Here is a 17,834-nt window from a genome sequence, read left to right as displayed (position 1 = left end):
CCGGCTGATTGATGCCTACCTTGCCGAACCTCGGCTCCAGTTCCTCCCAGCGCTGGTACTGGACTGCGCCCTATGTCGCCATCGCGTTGCTGGTGGTGACTGCCAGCGCAATCGTCTGGTCGCTGCAGCAGCGCGAGGCGGAGGCCTTGCGCGGCATGGTTGTGCGCGATGTGCAGTGGGCCGAGAAGACCATCCGCCTGCACAAGCAAAGTGCCGAGACCTTCTTGCTGCAACTGGCCAACGATCTGGCTGCGGGGACGATGGATGGTGAGACCTTTGACCAGCGGGTGACCCGCCACATCGCCGTGCACGGGCAACTCGTCGAGGTGGCCTGGATCGGCGAGGACGGACGTGTGCGCTGGGCCGCGCCGGTGTCTACGGCGAGTCTGCGTCTGGCCGACCTGCTTGAATCCGAGCAGATGACTCCGTTCCGGCGCGCCGAGGATCTGGGGGTGATCAGCTACGGTGTTCCGCGCACCACCAGCTCGGGCAGCACCATCGTGCAGGTACACGTGCCGGCGCGCGCCGGCGAGATCTTTGTTGGGACCATCGTCGGCGTGTTCTCGGCCGAACGTATGGTGGCCGAGCTGGTGCCGGACTGGTTTGCCGAGCGCTATCAGATCAGTCTGGTCGACGCGCGCGGTCAGTCGGTGGCGGTCAATAGCGGCTCGCTGCCGCTCGACGAGCGCATTGCCTTCGAAGTGCCGCTCGATCTGCCCGGTGCGGGTCTGGTGCTGCGCGCGGTGGCGTTCAAGATCACCGACCCCGCGCCTTACGCGATCTTCCTGATCGTCATTGCCGGCCTGTCGCTGATCATCCTGTGGAGCTTCTGGCTGCTGCGCGAGCACATGGCGCGCCGGCGTGCCACCGAGGACGCGCTGCGCGAGGAGTCCGCCTTCCGCAAGGCGATGGAGGAGTCCGTCATCACCGGTCTGCGGGCCATCGATCTGTCGGGCCGCATCATCTACGTCAATCCGGCGTTCTGCCGGCTGGTCGGTTTCGACGAGGAAATCCTGCTCGGCGCCATGCCGCCGTTTCCGTACTGGCCCGACGACGCCCACGATGACTGCCGGCGTGAGCTGGAGATGTCGTCTGCCGGTCGTGCCACGACCAGTGGTTTCGAAATGTCGATCCAGCGCCGCAGCGGCGAGCGGCTGGATGTGCGCTTCTACCTGTCGCCGCTGATTGATGTCCACGGACACCAGACCGGCTGGATGGCTTCGGTGGCCGACATTACCGAACCCAAGCGCGTGCGCGCTGCGCTCGAAGCCTCGCAGAAACGCTTCGAGGCGGTGCTCGACGGCCTGGATGCCGCCGTGTTTGTGGCCGACGCCCACGACGACACCATCCTGTACGCCAACCGCGTGTTCAAGAGCATGCACGGTTACGACGTGGTCGGCCGCACCATTGCCGGCGTTTCGGCGCCGCAGCCCGACAGCGAGGCCTACAAGGCGGACGCCAGCCGGCTCGACCCGGCCACCTTGCCGCGCGAGCTGTTCGACGGTGAGGTGCAGCACCGCCTGTCCGGGCGCTGGTACCACTTGCGCGAACACGCCTCGCGCTGGGTCGACGGACGTGTCGTGCGCATGGGCATCGCCACCGACATCACCGACCGCCGCGCCGCCGAAGACATGGCCCGCACACAGGAAGAGCGCCTGCAGCACACCGCGCGTCTGATCACCATGGGTGAGATGGCCTCGACGCTGGCACATGAGCTCAACCAGCCGCTGGCCGCCATCGCCAACTACTGCATGGGCTGCGTGACCCGGCTCGAAGCCGGCAACTACCGCAGCGAAGAGCTGCTCGCCGCCATGACCAAGGCCAGCCTGCAGGCCGAGCGCGCAGCCAAGATCATCGGGCGTGTGCGCGACTTCGTGCGCAAGAGTGAGCCACGTCGCACCGCCATCAGCGTGGCCGACACGCTGGAAGACGCCATCGGCTTTGCCGAAATCGACGCGCGGCGCAGCGGCGGGCGCATCGTGCTGCAGGTCGAGCCCGATCTGCTGCCGGTGTTCGCCGACCGCATCATGATCGAGCAGGTCGTCATCAACCTCGTGCGCAACGCACTTGAAGCCGCTGCCGGCATGGCGGTGGGGCGGCGCGTGGTGGTCGTGCGGGCGCGTGCGCTGGATGGCGAGGCCGTCGAGATCTCCGTGGCCGACCGCGGACCGGGCATTGCCGTGGCCGAGCGCGAGCAGCTGTTCATGCCCTTCCACACCACCAAGCCCGAGGGCATGGGCATGGGCCTGAACATCTGCCGCTCCATTGTCGAGTTCCACGACGGTCACCTTGAGGTTGCCGACAATCCGGGAGGTGGTACCGTATTCAGCTTCGTACTTCCTACCGGAGCTGCGCGTGAGCAAGTTGCCTGAATCGTCCGAATCCCCCGAGCAGGTCATCCACATCGTCGATGACGATGAGGCGCTGCGCGATTCCCTCGCGTGGTTGCTCGAATCGAACGGTTACCGCACGCGCAGCTTTGCCTCTGGCGAAGACTTTCTCGCCATGTTCAGCGAAGCCATGACCGGCTGCGTGCTGCTCGACGTGCGCATGCCCGGCATCAGCGGGCTCGAATTGTTCGGTTTGCTGCATGCCCGCAACACCGGTCTTCCGGTGATTTTTATCACCGGCCACGGTGACGTACCGATGGCGGTCGAGGCGCTCAAGCGCGGTGCCCAGGATTTCATCGAAAAGCCCTTCGGTGACCGCGAAGTGCTGGCCGTCATCGAGTCCGCGCTGGCGCGCGAGCGCGACGAGCGTCAGCAACGCGTGCTCAAGGCCGACGTGTCGCGCCGTCTGGCCGACCTCACGCAGCGTGAATACGAAGTGCTGCAGCAGATCCTGGCCGGCAAGCTCAACAAGCAGATTGCCGATGTGCTCGGCATCAGCATCAAGACCGTAGAAGTGCACCGCGCCCGCGTCATGGAAAAAATGGGCGTGCGTTCGCTGGCCGAACTGGTCCAGCATGTGCTGACCGTCGACCCTGCCGTCGGCCGCGGCTGACCCGCAGCGCCAGGCGCCGCCTCTGGCGGGCTTTTCTGCTATCGTCGGCGGGTAGCCACGCCTCCTGCTTTCCCCGCCCGAATGGAATACATCAACACCATCCTGCTGCTGCTCGCGCTGCTGCTCTTCGTCAGCGTGCTGGCCAGCACCCTCTCGGCGCGGCTCGGTCTGCCTCTGCTGCTGCTCTTCCTGGTGGTCGGCATGCTGGCCGGCGAGGAGGGCGTCGGCGGCATCCAGTTCAACGATTTCGGCACCGCCATGCTCATCGGTCAGCTCGCGCTGGCCATCATCCTGCTCGACGGTGGTCTGCGCACACGCCTGGCCTCGTTTCGCGTGGCCTTCGCGCCAGCGGCGGTGCTGGCCACCTGGGGCGTCGTGGCCACGGTGTTGTTGCTGGGCGTGTTCGCCATCTGGCTGTTCGAGGTGGACTGGCGGGTGGGTCTGCTGCTGGCGGCCATCGTCGGCTCGACCGACGCCGCGGCGGTGTTCTCGCTGCTGCGCAACAGCGGCGTGCGCCTGAACGACCGCGTCAAGGCCACGCTGGAGATCGAATCCGGCGCCAACGACCCGATGGCCATCCTGCTTGTCGCGGTGCTGGTACAGGCGGTCATGCTGCCGGGCGACACCGGCCCGGTCGCCATCATCACCATGCTGTTGCAACAGTTCGTGCTGGGTCTGGTCGCAGGGGGCATCGGCGGCTGGTTCCTGTCGCGCCTGCTAGCCAAGCTGCGGCTGGCCGAAGGCCTGTATGCGCTGCTGATCCTGTCAGGCGGCCTGATGGTGTTCGGCGCCACCAACAGCATCGGTGGCAGCGGTTTTCTGGCCATCTATCTGGCGGGCCTGATCGTCGGCAACCGCCGCTCACACGCCACCGAACACGTGTTGCGCGTGATGGACGGTCTGGCCTGGCTGGCGCAGGCCGGTATGTTCCTGACGCTGGGCCTGCTCGTGACGCCCTCGCATCTGGTCGAGCATGCGCCGTTGTCGATGGCCATGGCGGCCTTCCTGATGTTCGTCGCCCGCCCGCTGGCCGTGTTTACCTGCCTGTTCCCGTTCCGCTTTTCCACGCGGGAGCTGACCTACATCTCGTGGGTGGGTTTGCGCGGCGCGGTGCCCATCGTGCTGGCCATCTATCCGCTGATCATGGAAGTGCCGCACTCCGGGTTGCTCTTTGATGTGGCCTTTGCGGTGGTGCTGGTGTCGCTGCTGGTGCAGGGCGCCACCGTGCCCGGCGCCGCCAAGGCACTGGGGGTGGTTGTGCCGCCGCGTGACGAGCCGGTTGACCGCATCGAGGTGTGGGTGGGTGAGCGCGCCGCGCTGGAGCTGACCGAGTACGAGGTGGGCCGCAAGTCGCGCGCGGACGGCATGCAGCCCGACGATCTGGTGCGCGCCGAGGCTGGCGAGGAAGTGCGCTGCGCCGCCGTATTGCGCGAAGGCAAGCTGATTGCGCTCGATGCCGACACGCGTCTGGGCGAAGGCGATTCGGTTTGGCTGATTGCGCCCGAAGCCATGGGCGAGCGTCTGGCCAAGGCCTTCAAGGCCGGTCGCGACGACGAACTCGCCGTCAACGCCGCCTTCTTCGGCGAATTCACCGTGGCCGCCGATTGCCTTGCCGGTGATCTGGCCATGGCCTACGGCCTGCAGCTGGCGCCGGGCGAGGAGGGTATCTCGCTGCGCCTGCTGATCACGCGCCGGCTGGGCCGTCATCCGGTCGAGGGTGACCGCGTGCGCATCGGCGCCTTCGAGCTGACCGTGCGCCACACCAACGAGCGTGGCGACGTCGATCAGGTCGGTCTCAAGTGCCCGCGTCTGTGAGGCCGGCGCCAGCCTGCCCACGCATTCGCACAAGCCGCTGATGCTCCTGTAAAATCACGCTCTTTTTCGGAGCCCCGAGACCATGACGGCTCGCACTCTCGACGGCAAGGCGCTGGCCGACCGCGTCCGTGGCGAAATCGCCACCCGTGCCACGGCACTCAAGGCGCACGGCGTCGAACCTTGTCTGGCGGTAATCCTGGTCGGCGGCAACCCCGCGTCGGCCGTGTACGTGCGCAACAAGGTCGCCGCCTGCGCCTCGGCCGGTATCCGCTCGCTCAAGTTCGATTACGCCGCCGACGTGGCTCCGGATGAAGTCTTCGCGCGCATTGCCGAACTCAACGCCGACCCATCGGTGCACGGCATCCTCGTGCAGCTGCCGTTGCCGCCGCACTTCGACGACCAAGCCGTGCTCGAAGCCATTGCGCTGGAGAAAGACGTCGACGGTTTCCACGCCGAGAACGTCGGCCTGCTCTCGCAGGGGCGCGAGGCCTTCATTCCGTGCACGCCGCACGGCGTGATGAAGATGTTCGAGGCCGAAGGCGTCACGCTGCAGGGTGCCGAGGCCGTCGTCATCGGCCGCTCCAACATCGTCGGCAAGCCCATGGCCATGCTGCTCACCAACGCCGGTGCCACCGTCACCGTGTGTCACTCCAAGACGCGCGATCTGGCTTTCCACACGCGCCGTGCGGACATCGTCGTGGCCGCCATCGGCAAACCGCGTTTTGTCACCGGCGACATGGTCAAGCCGGGCGCAGTCGTGATCGACGTGGGCATCAACCGTATCGAATCCGGCCCGGATGCCGGCAAGTTGTGTGGCGACGTTGATTTCGCCTCGGTGTCGGAAGTGGCCTCGCTGGTCACGCCGGTGCCCGGCGGCGTCGGCCCGATGACCATCACCATGCTGCTCGAAAACACCCTCGAGTCAGCCGAGCGCGTTGCACGCGCGAAGGGGTAACAATGAGCGACAAGAAACCCGTCGTCGGCATCATCATGGGGTCGAACTCCGACTGGCCCACCATGCAGGCCGCGGCCAAGGTGCTGGACGAGTTCGGTGTGCCGTATGAGGCCCGCGTGGTCTCCGCCCACCGCACCCCCGACCTGATGTTCGAGTACGCCGAAACCGCCCGTGCGCGCGGCCTCAAGGCCATCATCGCCGGTGCCGGCGGCGCGGCTCATCTGCCGGGCATGGTGGCCGCCAAGACCACGCTGCCGGTGCTGGGCGTGCCGGTGCAGTCCAAGGCGCTGTCGGGTCAGGATTCGCTGCTGTCCATCGTGCAGATGCCCAAGGGCATTCCGGTCGCGACCTTCGCCATTGGTGAAGCCGGCGCGGCGAACGCCGGTCTGTTCGCGGTGTCGCTGCTGGCCAACGAAGACGCTGCGCTGGCACAGAAGCTCGCCGATTTCCGCGAGCGCCAGACGCAGATCGTGTTGGCCATGAAGCTGGAGCCGCAATGATTCTGCCTCCCGCCACCCTCGGCATGCTCGGAGGCGGCCAGCTTGGCCGCTTCTTCGTTACCGCAGCACACGAAATGGGCTTCAAGGTGTGGGTGCTCGACCCCGATCCGCACAGCCCGGCAGGCCTCATTGCGGATCACCACCTGGTCGCCTCCTACGATGACTTCGCCGCGCTGGATCGCCTCGCCGGCGAATGCGCTGCCGTCACCACTGAATTCGAGAACGTGCCCGCCGCCACGCTGGAATACCTCTCCAAGTTCCTGCCGGTGCATCCGCGTGCCGACGCTGTGGCGGTGTGCCAGAACCGCATCCGCGAGAAGACCTTCCTGGCCGAAAACGGCCTGCCGCACGGCCCGTTTGCCGTCATCCGCAACGATGACGACGTGCGCAACGCGCCCGCCGAGCTGTTCCCGGCCATCCTCAAGATTGCCCGCTTCGGCTACGACGGCAAGGGTCAGGCCCGCGTCACCAGCCACGCCGAGGCGCTGCACGCCTTCCACCAGTTTGGCGACGACTGCGTGCTGGAGATGATGCTGCCGCTCGACTGCGAAGTGTCGGTCGTGCTCGCGCGCGACGAGGCCGGCAACGTCGCGTGCTTCCCGACCTCCGAGAACCGCCACCGCAACGGCATTCTCGACGTCACCATCGCGCCGGCGCGCGTCGATGCCGCGCTCGCGGCCGAGGCACAGCAAGCCGCCGCGGCCATCGCCGAGAAGCTCGGCTACATCGGCACGCTGGGTGTGGAGTTCTTCGTCACCGGTGGCCGCCTGGTCGTGAACGAAATGGCGCCGCGCCCGCACAACAGCGGCCACCACACCATCGACGCCTGCGTCACCAGCCAGTACCAGCAGCAGGTCAGGGCGCTCACCAGCCTGCCGCTGGGCGAGCCGCGCCAGCATTCGGCGGCAGTCATGGTCAATCTGCTGGGCGATCTGTGGTTCGACGGCGAGCAGTACCGCGAACCCGACTGGGCCGTGCTGCACCGAGAGCCTGGCCTGAGCGTGCATCTGTATGGCAAGCACCAGGCGCGTCCAGGCCGCAAGATGGGCCACTTCACCGTGGTCGGCACCGACCCCGTCGACGTGCTCGAACGCGCCATGCGCGCCCGCGCTGCCATCGGCATCACTGACGAATGACGGTTTTCGCGGCCACGCCCGAGAACATCGCCCGCGCGGCCAACGTGCTGCGTGCCGGCGGTCTTGTCGGCATGCCCACTGAAACCGTCTACGGCCTGGCCGCCGACGCGCTCAACCCCGACGCCGTGCGCGGCATCTTCGCCGCCAAGGGCCGTCCGGCCGATCACCCGCTGATCGTGCATCTGCCCTCGGCCGAGCACCTGCCGCAGTGGGCCAGCGCCATCCCGAAAGACGCCATCGCCTTGGCCGCCGCCTTCTGGCCCGGCCCGCTGACGCTGATCCTGCGCCGCGCCGCAGACGTGCCGGACGAAGTCACCGGCGGGCAGGACACCGTCGGCCTGCGCGTGCCCGACCATCCGGTCGCACTCGCGCTGCTCAAGGCCTTCGATTCCGGCATCGCCGCCCCCAGCGCCAACCGCTTCGGCCGCATCAGCCCCACCACTGGGCAGCATGTGGTCGAAGAGCTGGGCGACAAGGTGAGTGTGGTGCTCGATGGCGGCGCCTGCGAGGTCGGCATCGAATCCACCATCCTGGATCTGTCGCGCGACGCCCCCGTGCTGCTGCGCCCCGGCGCCATTTCGGCAGACGCCATCGCGGCCGTCATCGGCCGCTGCCCCCGCCAGCGTGAAGAAGAGCAGGGCGACACCCCGCGTGTGTCCGGTGCACTCGCCGCCCACTACGCCCCGCGCACGCCGCTCGTCCTCGTGCCGGCCAGCCGCCTCGCCGCCGAGCTGATCGCCCGTAACGGCCGCATCGCCGTGCTGGCCCGCAGCGTCGCCCCTCAAACCGCCTTCCACTGGCACGCCGCCTCGCAAGACCCTGCCGGTTACGCCCACGACCTCTACGCCAGCCTGCGCACGCTCGACGCGCTCGGTGCCGATCTGATCCTCGTAGAAGCCCCGCCCGCCACGCCCGACTGGCAAGCCGTCACCGACCGCCTCGGCCGCGCTGCCACCGGCTCCGGCGAGTCCGAACAGCCCTGAGTCCGGCTTCCCAAAGCCCGGAGGCATGTTTATAATCGCGACCTTCGTGGGCCGATAGCTCAGCTGGGAGAGCGCCGCGTTCGCAATGCGGAGGTCGTGAGTTCGATCCTCATTCGGTCCACCACAGATACCAAGCAAAAAGCCCGACCTGAAGAGGTCGGGCTTTTTGCTTGAACGCGCAGTGAAATGCGAAACCCATGAATATCCCAAAAGCAAGAAAGCGGGGCCGTTCAAGCGGGTAAGATCAGTCAGGCTTTTCATTTAATTTCAGATGTTTCTTGCTATTGCCCGCTCATCCCCGGATACTGCGTGCAGCGGGTGTATGAAGAACGTCAGTAGCAGCAGCACAGCAGCCCTTAAAACGGTAACTTGTTAGTCAGCTTCTCGCCTTGATCCTCGTCAGCGGGCATTTCGCCCATCACCAATCATTGCAAGGAAGCAATCATGGCAACAGGTACCGTAAAGTGGTTTAACGACGCAAAAGGTTTTGGCTTCATCACCCCGTCTGACGGCGGTGACGACCTTTTCGCTCACTTCTCCGCGATCCAGGGCGGCGGCTTCAAGAGCCTCGCAGAAAATCAAGCTGTGTCTTTCGACATCGTGAATGGCCCGAAAGGCAAGCAAGCAGCAAACATCCAGCCCGCCTGAGCCTAGCTCGAAGCAGGTTGCAGAAAAGCCCGGGAAACCGGGCTTTTTTACGTTCAGCCGCGGCAGTTTGGTATGCGGGCGGTGGCGCAGGGTGGATTGGCGCGGTGTCATCGCCGGATGTTGTGCCACTGCAGCGCGAAGATGGGAGAGCGCCGCGTTCGCAATCCCGAGGTCGTGAGTTCGATCCTCATTCGGCCACCACGCACATCAAACAAAAAGCCCGACCTGAAGAGGTCGGGCTTTTTGTTTGTGCCGCACGTATGGCCGCGGGATTGAATCGCTGTCGGGAAGCAGCGCCGGGTAGGGTCAGCCCGTGGTGTCGTCGATGGCGGCGTCTGGAGCGTTTTTCTTCACCGATTCGATACCGTTGTCGCGCGAGGCCGCGCTTTCATACATCTGGCTGGTGCCAATCACCTGGCCGTTGCTGGCCTTCAGATTGAACATGAACTTTCCCGATTGTGAGTCCTTGCGCTCGTATTTCGAGTCGTCTGGTGCGTTGCTCCTGACCGACTCGACGCCGTTCATGCACGACGTCTTGGTCTTGTAGCCCTCGCTCGCCAGAATGGTCTGCCCGTTCGATGCGTTCAGCCTGAATCTGAATTCACCAGCCTTGTCCTTGTACACCTCGAATTTACCGGCCATGAGTGTGCTCCTTCTTGTGCTGTGATCGGGTGGGGTCTCGCTTTCAGGTTAGCAGTATCGTGTGTGATGCGTACGACCGGCGCGAGATTCATTGCCGCGGAGCGACGCGAGGCGTTTCGCACGCCTTCTCGTGACAGGGCGGCGGAGCTTGGCTGCGTTCGGGGTGTTGAGTTTCACAGGGGGTGAGCACAGCGAAATTCGCTGCGTTTTTGGTCCATTCAGCCCATTCGGCGCAATGCGCTGCGCTTATTGACGCCCTACGACTGCGGCACCCGCCTCAGGCCGCCGCCAGCGCCGCCAGCGCCGCCTGCACCAGCGTGTCGGCCAGCCGGGTGCGGTGGTCGCGGGCGGTGGCGAGGTCGGCCTGCAGGCGGTCGGCGAGGAAGAGGATGCGTTTCTTCACGCGCGACTTCCACAGTCGCCAGATGATCTGGAAGGCGGTGTAGGTCTTGCTGGTGCCGGTGGCCATCACCAGCAGGATGCGCTGCTGGCCGCGTGCGACGGCTTCGACCGTGCGGTTGATGGCGTTGGCCTGGTAGTAGCGCGGGGCGCGGCCGGAACCATCGTCAAAGTAGGGCGCCTCGACCGTCTCCAGCGCCTGGCCGGCAAGCCCTTTCCACTCGCAATAGCGCTGCCACAGCAGCTCGGGCGACGGGAATTTGCTCAAGCTCAGTTCGCTTTCGGTCTTGCTGAAGCTGCCCGTGCGGTCGTGGAGCAGAAAGCCTGAGCCGTTGCTTGAGAAGACGAAAGGCACATCCAGTGCGTCGGCATAATCCAGCGCCTGCTGCATGCCGGCACCGAGCGAATGGCCCTGATCCTTGGCTTCGATGAGTGCGACGGGCTGGTTGGGGCGCGCGTACAGCACGTAGTCGGCGCGCTTGGCTTGCCCCCGGCTGTGCAGCTTCCCGCGCACGATGACGCGGCCCTTGGTGAAGCTGACTTCCTCCCGCACCTGCGTCTGGATGTCCCATCCTGCGCTGACCAGCGCCGGCGTGATGAACTTGGTGCAGACGTCCCGTTCGGAAAGCTTCATGTCGGAAGGTGCGCCTGCGCTTGCATGCCGGCGAATGCTGTGCGAATGCACCGGAAGGTACCAGATGCGCCGCATGGCGACCATTCGCGAATGAACGGCAAAAGAAAGCCCGGCGATGCCGGGCGGGTGGGCCGGTGCTATTCAGTCCTGTCTTGGCCGCACTCGGGCACGTTTCGCGGCCTGCGTCATGACCGAGCGCAGACGCTCTCCTGCACCCGGGGCGTTGAGCGGCACCAGGCGCCTGTCCCACAGGCGCTGCAGCAATCGTAAGGATTGTTCGGGCGAAAGGTGCTTCATCAGCGGGGGCTCCTTTACCTCAAAGTGACATCAGTATCGTAGGCGCCTTTGGCGGCGAATGCGATTCAGCCCAACTCCGGGGCCAGTTCCTGAATGGCCTGATAGTGCGTGAGGAAGACCTTGCCGGAGAGTTGTTCGAGGAAGTCGCTGCGTTGCAGGTGGTCCATGACCGGGCCTTTGATTTCGGAGAGGTGCAGCAGGATGCCGGCGTCGTGCAGGCGGCGGTTGATGGTCTCCAAGCTCTCCAGCGCGCTAGCGTCGATGTCGTTGATGGCGGAGCATTGCAGGACGACGTGGTGCAGCCTGGGGTTGGCGGCAACAGCGGCGTTGATGCGGTCTTCGAGCGCCCGGGCGTTGGCGAAGTAGAGGCTTTCATCCACGCGCAGGCTGAGCACTTCGGGCGTGGTCAGCACCTGGTGGCGGTGGATGTTGCGGAAGTGTTCGGTGCCGGGCACGAGGCCGACTTCGGCGATGTGCGGGCGGCTGGTGCGGAACAGGAATAGCGCGAGCGACACGGCCACGCCGACGATGAGGCCGGTTTCCACGCCCAGCGTCAGCGTGGTGAGCAGGGTGGCCAGCGCAGCGGCGAAGTCCGGCTTTGAATACGCCCAGGTGCGGCGCAGTACGCCGAAATCCACCAGCGACAGCACGGCGACGATGATGGTGGCGGCCAGCGTGGCCTGTGGCAGGTAGTACAGCGCGGGCGTGAGCAGCAGGGCGGCGAGCAGGATGCCGACGGCGGTGAGCATGCCGGCAGCCGGTGTTTGTGCACCGGCGTCGAAATTGACCACCGAGCGTGCGAAGCCGCCGGTGACGGGGTAGCCGCCGGTAAAGGCCGCCGACAGGTTGCCGGCGCCGAGCGCGACGAGTTCCTGATCGGGCTCGATGCGCTGGCGGCGTTTGGCGGCCAGCGTTTGCCCGACTGACACGGATTCGACGAAGCCGACCACGCTGATCAGCAGCGCGGGCACGGCCAATTGCTGCCACAGCGCGAAGTCCCAAACCGGCAGCGTGAGCGGCGGCAGGCCTTGCGGCACGGTGCCGACGATCTTCACGCCGGCCTCATTCCAGCCCAGTTGCCAGGTCAGCACGGTGGTGGTGGCGATGGCGAACACCGGTGCTGCGCGGGCGATCAGGTCGGCCAGCCGAGGCGGCAGCTTGATGCGCAGCAACAGCGGCTTGAGCCGGCTGCGCGCCCAGAACAGAAAGGCCAGCGTCGTGAGCCCTACGGCGGCGGTCAGCCAGTGGGTGTTGCCCAGTTGCGCGAGCAGCGACGGGACGAGTTCGATGAAGGTATGGCCTTCGGCACGGATGCCCAGCACAACCTTGAGTTGCCCGGCGGCGATCAGCAGGCCGGAGGCCGAGATGAAGCCGGCGATCACCGGGTGGCTCAGAAAGCTGGCGAGAAAGCCCAGCCGCAGCAGGCCCATGGCGAGCAGCATCAGGCCGGATAGAAAAGCCAGCGTGATCGCGGCGGCCCAGTAGGCCTCGGAGCCGGCGGCGGCAAACGTGCCGATGGTGGTGGCGGTCATCAGCGACACCACCGCTACCGGGCCGACGGCCAGCACGCGGCTGGTGCCGAACAGCCCGTAGGCAACGAGTGGTGCGACGCTGGCGTACAGCCCGACTTCGGGTGGCAGGCCCGCGAGCATGGCGTAGGCCAGGCTCTGCGGGATCAGCATGATGGTGACGATGACGGCCGCCATGCCGTCGCCAAGCAGGGTCTGGCGGCTGTAGCCGCGCCCCCAGTCGAGTACGGTCAGGCGCGGCAGCCAGCGCATGTCAGGCGCGCTTTTCGAGCAGGGAGTAAATGCCCATGCCGGCGAGCATGGCGATGACAAAAACCAGCACCTTGAGCTCGCCCGAGGCCATGGTGACCAATGCCGGGCCCGGACAGAAGCCGGCCAGACCCCAACCGGCGCCGAAGACCAGCGCACCTATGACCAGACGTTTGTCGATCTGTGTGGCTCTGGGCAGCTGCATGGCGCTGCCGAGAAAGCTCTTCGTACGCTTCTTGGCGATGGCAAAGGCGAACAGCCCGACGGCGATGGCGCCGCCCATGACGAAGGCCAGCGACGGATCCCAGTGGCCGAACAGGTCGAGGAAGCCCAGCACCTTGGCGGGGTCTGTCATCCCCGACAGGATCAGGCCGAGACCGAAGATCAGGCCGACAAGGAATTCGGTGAGTCTGTGCATGGCCGGCTCCTCAGGCGAAAACATGACGAACAGCGAACACGACTGCGAAGCCCGCGCCCATGAAGGCCAGCGTGGCGACCAGCGAGCGCGGGGAGAGGCGCGACAGCCCACACACGCCGTGGCCGCTGGTGCAGCCCGAGCCGTAGCGCGTCCCGATGCCCACCAGCAGGCCGGCTAGCACGATCAGGCCCCAGCTGGCGTCGATGGTGGGTGCGGTGATGAAGTCCGCCGGGGCGAGCAGGGCGTAGGCAAAGGGCGCAGCAAATAGGCCGAGCAGGAAGGCGATGCGCCAGCTGGCGTCCCCGGCTTTGGGTTGGAACAGCCCGCCGAGAATGCCGCTGATGCCCAGGATGCGACCGTTGAGCAGCACGAACAGCGCGGCGGCTACGCCGATCAGAATGCCCCCGGAAAGCGATGCCCAGGGGGTGAAGTTGGCCCAGTCGATGCTCATGATTACGCTCCCTTGCTGCAGAACTGTTCGTACAACACGCGGATGACGGCCATCGCCTCATCGCTGGCGACGCGGTAATAGATGTTCTTGCCATCGCGGCGGGTGGCGACCAGGCCTTGCTCGCGCAGCACGGTAAGTTGCTGCGACAGGGTGGGCTGGCGGATGCCGAGCGCGGCCTCGATCTCGCCGACACTGAGTTCGCCCTGCGACAAACGGCACAGCACCATCAGCCGGTCCGGGTTGGAGAGCACCTTCATCAGCGCGCAGGCACGCTCGGCAGAGCAGTGCATGGATTCGAGTTCAAGGGTGTCCGGTGTCATCGGGCGGGCTGGCAAAATTAGCTGACAACAATATATTGACCTGTAAAGTATTCGTCAATATATTCGCATTTACTGATGCACAAGGAGCGACAGATGAACGCCGACAGCCCGCGCCCACAAGTCCATGGTCTGTTCGACCCGAACACCTGGACGGTGACCTACATCGTGCACGCCGGGCGGGGCAGCCAGTGCGCCATCATCGATTCGGTGCTCGACTACGACCCCAAGTCCGGCCGCACGCGCTTTGAGTCCGCCGACAGGGTGATCGACTATGTGCGTTCAAACGATCTGCGCGTGCAGTGGGTTCTCGAAACCCATGCCCACGCCGATCACCTCTCGGCCGCACCGTATCTGCGCAAGCATCTGGGCGGGCAGATCGGCATCGGCAGCCACATCACGCGCGTGCAGAAGGTGTTCAAGGGCGTCTTCAATCTCGAGCCAGGGTTCCGCATGGACGGCTCGCAGTTCGACCACCTGTTTGCCGAGGGTGAGCGTTTTCGTATCGGCGAGCTGGAGGCCGAGATCCTGTATGTGCCTGGCCACACGCCGGCCTGCGTGGCCTATCACGTGGGCGACGCGGTGTTTGTCGGCGACACGCTGTTCATGCCGGATGTGGGTACGGCGCGCTGTGACTTCCCCGGTGGTGACGCGCGTGCGCTATACGCCTCGACGCGCTGTATCCTGAGCCTGCCGAACGAGACGCGGCTGTTCATGTGCCACGACTATCCGCCGGATGATCGGACGCCGAAGTGGGAATGCACGGTGGCCGATCAGCGTGCCGGCAACATCCACGCGCATGATGGCATCAGCGAGGACGAATTCGTTGCGATGCGCACCAAACGTGACGCGACGCTGGACATGCCGGTGCTGATCCTGCCGTCGGTGCAGGTGAATATCCGCGCCGGCGAACTGCCGCCGGCCGAGGAAAACGGGGTGTCCTACCTGAAGATTCCGCTCAACGCCTTGTGAGACGTTGGGTCAGGGCAGCGGAGAGAGCCGCCCGATGATGCGGATGTCGTCTCCGATGCGGCGCACATCATGCAGCTTCGGACGCAGCGCCTGGTCGAGGCTGGTGAAGGGAGCGAGGTTGAAAATGCCCATGGCGGCGTCGCCGACCAGCATCGGGGCCATGTAGAGCAGCAGCTCGTCCACGCAGCCTTCGCGCAGCAGTGAGCCGTTGAGCTTGAAGCCGGCTTCGGCGTGGACTTCGTTGATGCCTCGGTTGGCCAGTTCAGCCAGCAGGCCGGGCAGATCGACCTTGCCGGCGGAGTTGGGCAGCACCACGACTTCGGCGCCGAGGGCTTCCAGTGCGGCCGCGCGGGCTTCGTCGCGCGCGGCGCAGGCGATGAGTACATTGCCGCCTTGCAGGATGCGTGCGGTGGGCGGGGTTTCCAGGCGGGCGTCGACCACCACGCGCAGCGGCTGGCGGCTGCACGGCACATCGCGCACGGTGAGCTGCGGGTCGTCGGCCTTGACGGTGCCAAAGCCGGTGAGCACGGCGCAGGCGCGAGCGCGCCACTGGTGTCCGTCACGTCGGGCGGCGGGGCCGGTGATCCACTGGCTCACGCCGTTCTCCAGGGCGGTCTTGCCGTCCAGCGTGCTGGCGGCCTTGAGGCGGAGCCAGGGGCGGCCGCGCGTCATGCGCGAGATGAAGCCGATGTTCAGTTCGCGCGCTTCCGCCTCCAGCAGACCGACCTGCCAAGGAATGCCGGCATCCTCCAGCAACGCGAAGCCGCGGCCGGAGACCTTTGGGTTGGGGTCTGACATGGCGGCCACGACGCGACCGACTCCCGCGCGTACCAGCGCCTCGGCGCAGGGCGGGGTGCGGCCGTGGTGGGCGCAGGGTTCGAGCGTGATGTAGACGGTGGCGCCGCGGGCGGCTTCGCCGGCTACGGCCAGGGCGGCGGCTTCGGCGTGAGCCTGGCCGGCGCGTTCGTGCCAGCCTTCGGCAAGGATGTGGCCGTCACGCACGATGACGCAGCCCACGCGCGGATTGGGCGTGGTGGTTTCCAGACCGCGCGCCGCAAGCCGCAGCGCGCGCGCCATCATTGCGTGGTCAGTCGTTGAAAAGGTCATCTTCGACCGGGGTGGTGGCGCCGGCCTTGCCGGGTGGGCGGCCGCGGCGCGGGCGGGTCTTGACCTCCTTGATGAGGTCGGCGAAGGCGTCGACGTCGGTGAAGTTGCGATACACCGAGGCGAAGCGCACGTAGGCCACCTGGTCGAGGTTGCGCAGTTCGTCCATGACCAGTTCGCCGAGCTTGGCGCTGGCGATCTCGCGTTCGCCCAGCGACAGCAGACGGCTCTCGATGCGGTCGATGGCGGCTTCGATGGCTTCCAGTGCGACCGGGCGCTTGCGCAGCGCGAGCTTGAAGCTGGCAGCGAGCTTGTCGTGGTCGAATTCGGTGCGTACGCCGTTGCGTTTGATGATCTGCGGCATCTTGAGGTCGATGCGCTCGTAGGTCGTGAAGCGCTTGTCGCAGGCCACGCAACGACGACGGCGACGTACGACGTCGCCTTCGTCATTTTCCCGGGTGTCGGTCACCTGGGTATTGGGATCGCCACAGAACGGGCATTTCATGCGCGCAGTTCCGGGTGGTTGAGCTTACGCACCATACACCGGAAAACGCTTGCACAGCACCGCCGCGGCCGCACGCACGCGGGCCAGCACGGCCTCGTCGGCGGGGGCTTCGAGCACGTCGGCGATGAGGTGGGCGACCTGCACCGATTCGGCTTCACCGAAGCCGCGCGTGGTCATGGCCGGCGAGCCGATGCGGATGCCGGAAGTGACCATCGGGCGCTCCGGATCGTTCGGGATGGCGTTCTTGTTCACGGTGATGTGGGCCAGGCCCAGCGCCGCTTCGGCGTCCTTGCCGGTGATCTTCTTGGCGCGCAGGTCGAGCAGGAAGACATGGCTCTCGGTGCGGTTCGAGACGATGCGCAGGCCGCGCTCGGTGAGCGTGCGCGCCATGGCCTGGGCGTTGGTGATGACTTGCTGCTGGTAGGCCTTGAAGCCCGGTTCAAGCGCTTCCTTGAAAGCTACGGCCTTGGCGGCGATGACGTGCATCAGCGGGCCACCCTGCAGGCCGGGGAAGATCGCGGAGTTCAGCGCCTTCTCGTGCTCGGCCTTCATCAGGATGATGCCGCCGCGCGGGCCGCGCAGCGTCTTGTGGGTGGTCGAGGTGACGACGTCGGCGTGCGGCACCGGGTTGGGGTACAGGCCGGCGGCGATCAGGCCGGCGTAGTGCGCCATGTCGACCCAGAAGATCGCGCCGACGTCTTTCGCCACCTTGGCGAAACGCTCGAAATCGATGCGCAGCGAATAGGCCGAAGCGCCGGCGATGATGATGCGTGGCTTGTGCTCGTGGGCCAGGCGTTCCATCGCGTCGTAGTCGATCTCTTCCTTGTCGTTCAGACCGTAGGAGATGGCGTTGAACCACTTGCCCGACATGTTGAGCTTCATGCCGTGGGTGAGGTGACCGCCTTCGGCCAGACTCATGCCGAGCACGGTGTCGCCCGGTTTGGCGAAGGCCATCAGCACGGCCTGGTTGGCCTGCGAGCCGGAATTGGGCTGCACGTTGGCGGCTTCGGCACCGAAGACCTTCTTGATGCGCTCGATGGCCAGCTGCTCGGCCACGTCGACGAACTCGCAACCGCCGTAGTAGCGCTTGCCGGGGTAGCCTTCGGCGTACTTGTTGGTGAGCTGCGAACCCTGCGCTTCCATCACGGCGTGGGAGACGTAGTTCTCCGACGCGATCAGTTCGATGTGTTCTTCCTGACGGTGGTTTTCGGCGGATACGGCAGCCCACAGTTCCGGGTCGGTCAGGGCCAGGGTGTCTTTCGCAGAGAACATTCGGT

17 protein-coding genes, 1 tRNA gene and 1 pseudogene are annotated in these 17,834 nt (G+C 65.9%); 10 read left to right on the top strand and 9 right to left on the bottom strand.

Features of this window, described 5'->3' with window-relative positions; translation table 11 throughout:
• The first annotated feature begins 11 nt into the window (after window positions 1-11).
• From AC6H0R_RS00355 to AC6H0R_RS00315, 9 genes are all read left to right on the top strand, one after another.
• Window positions 12-2,372: a PAS domain-containing sensor histidine kinase gene (locus AC6H0R_RS00355; RefSeq protein WP_497579354.1), complete on the top strand. Its 2,361-nt coding sequence runs from the start codon at window positions 12-14 to the stop codon at window positions 2,370-2,372.
• Window positions 2,365-3,003, top strand: a complete 639-nt coding sequence (locus AC6H0R_RS00350) for a response regulator transcription factor (protein WP_497579863.1) — start codon at window positions 2,365-2,367, stop codon at window positions 3,001-3,003. Before AC6H0R_RS00355 ends, AC6H0R_RS00350 begins: the two co-directional genes overlap by 8 nt.
• 81 nt (window positions 3,004-3,084) lie before the next feature.
• The gene (locus AC6H0R_RS00345) at window positions 3,085-4,818 is read left to right on the top strand and encodes a potassium/proton antiporter (protein ID WP_497579353.1); all 1,734 of its coding nucleotides are present in this window, start codon (window positions 3,085-3,087) and stop codon (window positions 4,816-4,818) included.
• Window positions 4,819-4,900: 82 nt separating this feature from the next.
• Window positions 4,901-5,773 carry a bifunctional methylenetetrahydrofolate dehydrogenase/methenyltetrahydrofolate cyclohydrolase FolD gene (gene folD, locus AC6H0R_RS00340; protein WP_497579352.1) on the top strand — a complete coding sequence of 291 codons (873 nt, stop codon included), beginning with the start codon at window positions 4,901-4,903 and terminating at the stop codon, window positions 5,771-5,773.
• A gap of 2 nt (window positions 5,774-5,775) precedes the next feature.
• A complete protein-coding gene (purE, locus tag AC6H0R_RS00335) occupies window positions 5,776-6,273 on the top strand; it encodes a 5-(carboxyamino)imidazole ribonucleotide mutase (protein ID WP_497579351.1) in 498 nt (165 codons plus the stop codon).
• Window positions 6,270-7,409 (top strand): 5-(carboxyamino)imidazole ribonucleotide synthase, encoded by a 1,140-nt coding sequence (locus AC6H0R_RS00330; protein WP_497579350.1) that lies wholly within the window; start codon window positions 6,270-6,272, stop codon window positions 7,407-7,409. Before purE ends, AC6H0R_RS00330 begins: the two co-directional genes overlap by 4 nt.
• Entirely contained in the window at window positions 7,406-8,392 is a 987-nt protein-coding gene (locus AC6H0R_RS00325) for an L-threonylcarbamoyladenylate synthase (protein ID WP_497579349.1), read from the top strand. Before AC6H0R_RS00330 ends, AC6H0R_RS00325 begins: the two co-directional genes overlap by 4 nt.
• Before the next feature lie 48 nt (window positions 8,393-8,440).
• A tRNA-Ala gene (locus tag AC6H0R_RS00320) sits at window positions 8,441-8,516 on the top strand.
• Window positions 8,517-8,836: 320 nt separating this feature from the next.
• Complete coding sequence (locus tag AC6H0R_RS00315) at window positions 8,837-9,040, top strand: cold-shock protein (RefSeq protein ID WP_497574059.1); 204 nt, start codon at window positions 8,837-8,839, stop codon at window positions 9,038-9,040.
• Between the two features lie 306 nt (window positions 9,041-9,346).
• On the opposite strand, the gene AC6H0R_RS00310 is transcribed toward AC6H0R_RS00315, so the two are convergent.
• The 6 genes and pseudogenes from AC6H0R_RS00310 to AC6H0R_RS00285 form a co-directional block, all read right to left on the bottom strand.
• The gene (locus AC6H0R_RS00310) at window positions 9,347-9,682 is read right to left on the bottom strand and encodes a YegP family protein (protein WP_497579348.1); all 336 of its coding nucleotides are present in this window, start codon (window positions 9,680-9,682) and stop codon (window positions 9,347-9,349) included.
• A 370-nt stretch (window positions 9,683-10,052) separates the two neighbouring features.
• Window positions 10,053-10,715, bottom strand: a pseudogene (locus tag AC6H0R_RS00305) (DEAD/DEAH box helicase family protein); the annotation flags it as partial.
• A 362-nt stretch (window positions 10,716-11,077) separates the two neighbouring features.
• Window positions 11,078-12,793 carry a SulP family inorganic anion transporter gene (locus AC6H0R_RS00300; RefSeq protein ID WP_497579347.1) on the bottom strand — a complete coding sequence of 572 codons (1,716 nt, stop codon included), beginning with the start codon at window positions 12,791-12,793 and terminating at the stop codon, window positions 11,078-11,080.
• Window position 12,794: 1 nt separating this feature from the next.
• Window positions 12,795-13,208 carry a DUF6691 family protein gene (locus tag AC6H0R_RS00295; RefSeq protein WP_497579346.1) on the bottom strand — a complete coding sequence of 138 codons (414 nt, stop codon included), beginning with the start codon at window positions 13,206-13,208 and terminating at the stop codon, window positions 12,795-12,797.
• A gap of 10 nt (window positions 13,209-13,218) precedes the next feature.
• The gene (locus AC6H0R_RS00290; RefSeq protein WP_497579345.1) at window positions 13,219-13,659 is read right to left on the bottom strand and encodes a YeeE/YedE family protein; all 441 of its coding nucleotides are present in this window, start codon (window positions 13,657-13,659) and stop codon (window positions 13,219-13,221) included.
• Window positions 13,660-13,661: 2 nt separating this feature from the next.
• Entirely contained in the window at window positions 13,662-13,979 is a 318-nt protein-coding gene (locus AC6H0R_RS00285) for an ArsR/SmtB family transcription factor (RefSeq protein WP_497579344.1), read from the bottom strand.
• Between the two features lie 93 nt (window positions 13,980-14,072).
• On the opposite strand from AC6H0R_RS00285, the gene AC6H0R_RS00280 reads away from it, so the two are divergent.
• Window positions 14,073-14,948 carry an MBL fold metallo-hydrolase gene (locus AC6H0R_RS00280; RefSeq protein ID WP_497579343.1) on the top strand — a complete coding sequence of 292 codons (876 nt, stop codon included), beginning with the start codon at window positions 14,073-14,075 and terminating at the stop codon, window positions 14,946-14,948.
• 9 nt (window positions 14,949-14,957) lie between these two features.
• Here the strand turns inward: AC6H0R_RS00280 and ribD are convergent, their stop codons facing one another.
• From ribD to glyA, 3 genes are read right to left on the bottom strand one after another with little or no spacing between them, the layout of a single operon-like run.
• Window positions 14,958-16,055, bottom strand: coding sequence for a bifunctional diaminohydroxyphosphoribosylaminopyrimidine deaminase/5-amino-6-(5-phosphoribosylamino)uracil reductase RibD (ribD, locus tag AC6H0R_RS00275; RefSeq protein WP_497579342.1), 1,098 nt, complete (start codon window positions 16,053-16,055; stop codon window positions 14,958-14,960).
• A complete protein-coding gene (nrdR, locus tag AC6H0R_RS00270; protein WP_497579341.1) occupies window positions 16,036-16,557 on the bottom strand; it encodes a transcriptional regulator NrdR in 522 nt (173 codons plus the stop codon). The genes ribD and nrdR overlap by 20 nt, the downstream gene beginning before the upstream one ends.
• A 24-nt stretch (window positions 16,558-16,581) precedes the next feature.
• On the bottom strand, window positions 16,582-17,829 hold the full coding sequence (glyA, locus tag AC6H0R_RS00265; RefSeq protein WP_497579340.1) for a serine hydroxymethyltransferase: 1,248 nt from the start codon (window positions 17,827-17,829) through the stop codon (window positions 16,582-16,584).
• Window positions 17,830-17,834: the final 5 nt, after the last annotated feature.

The organism is Pseudazoarcus sp. NS36 (genome assembly GCF_059703705.1).
This window is presented reverse-complemented; position numbering and strand designations above follow the sequence as displayed.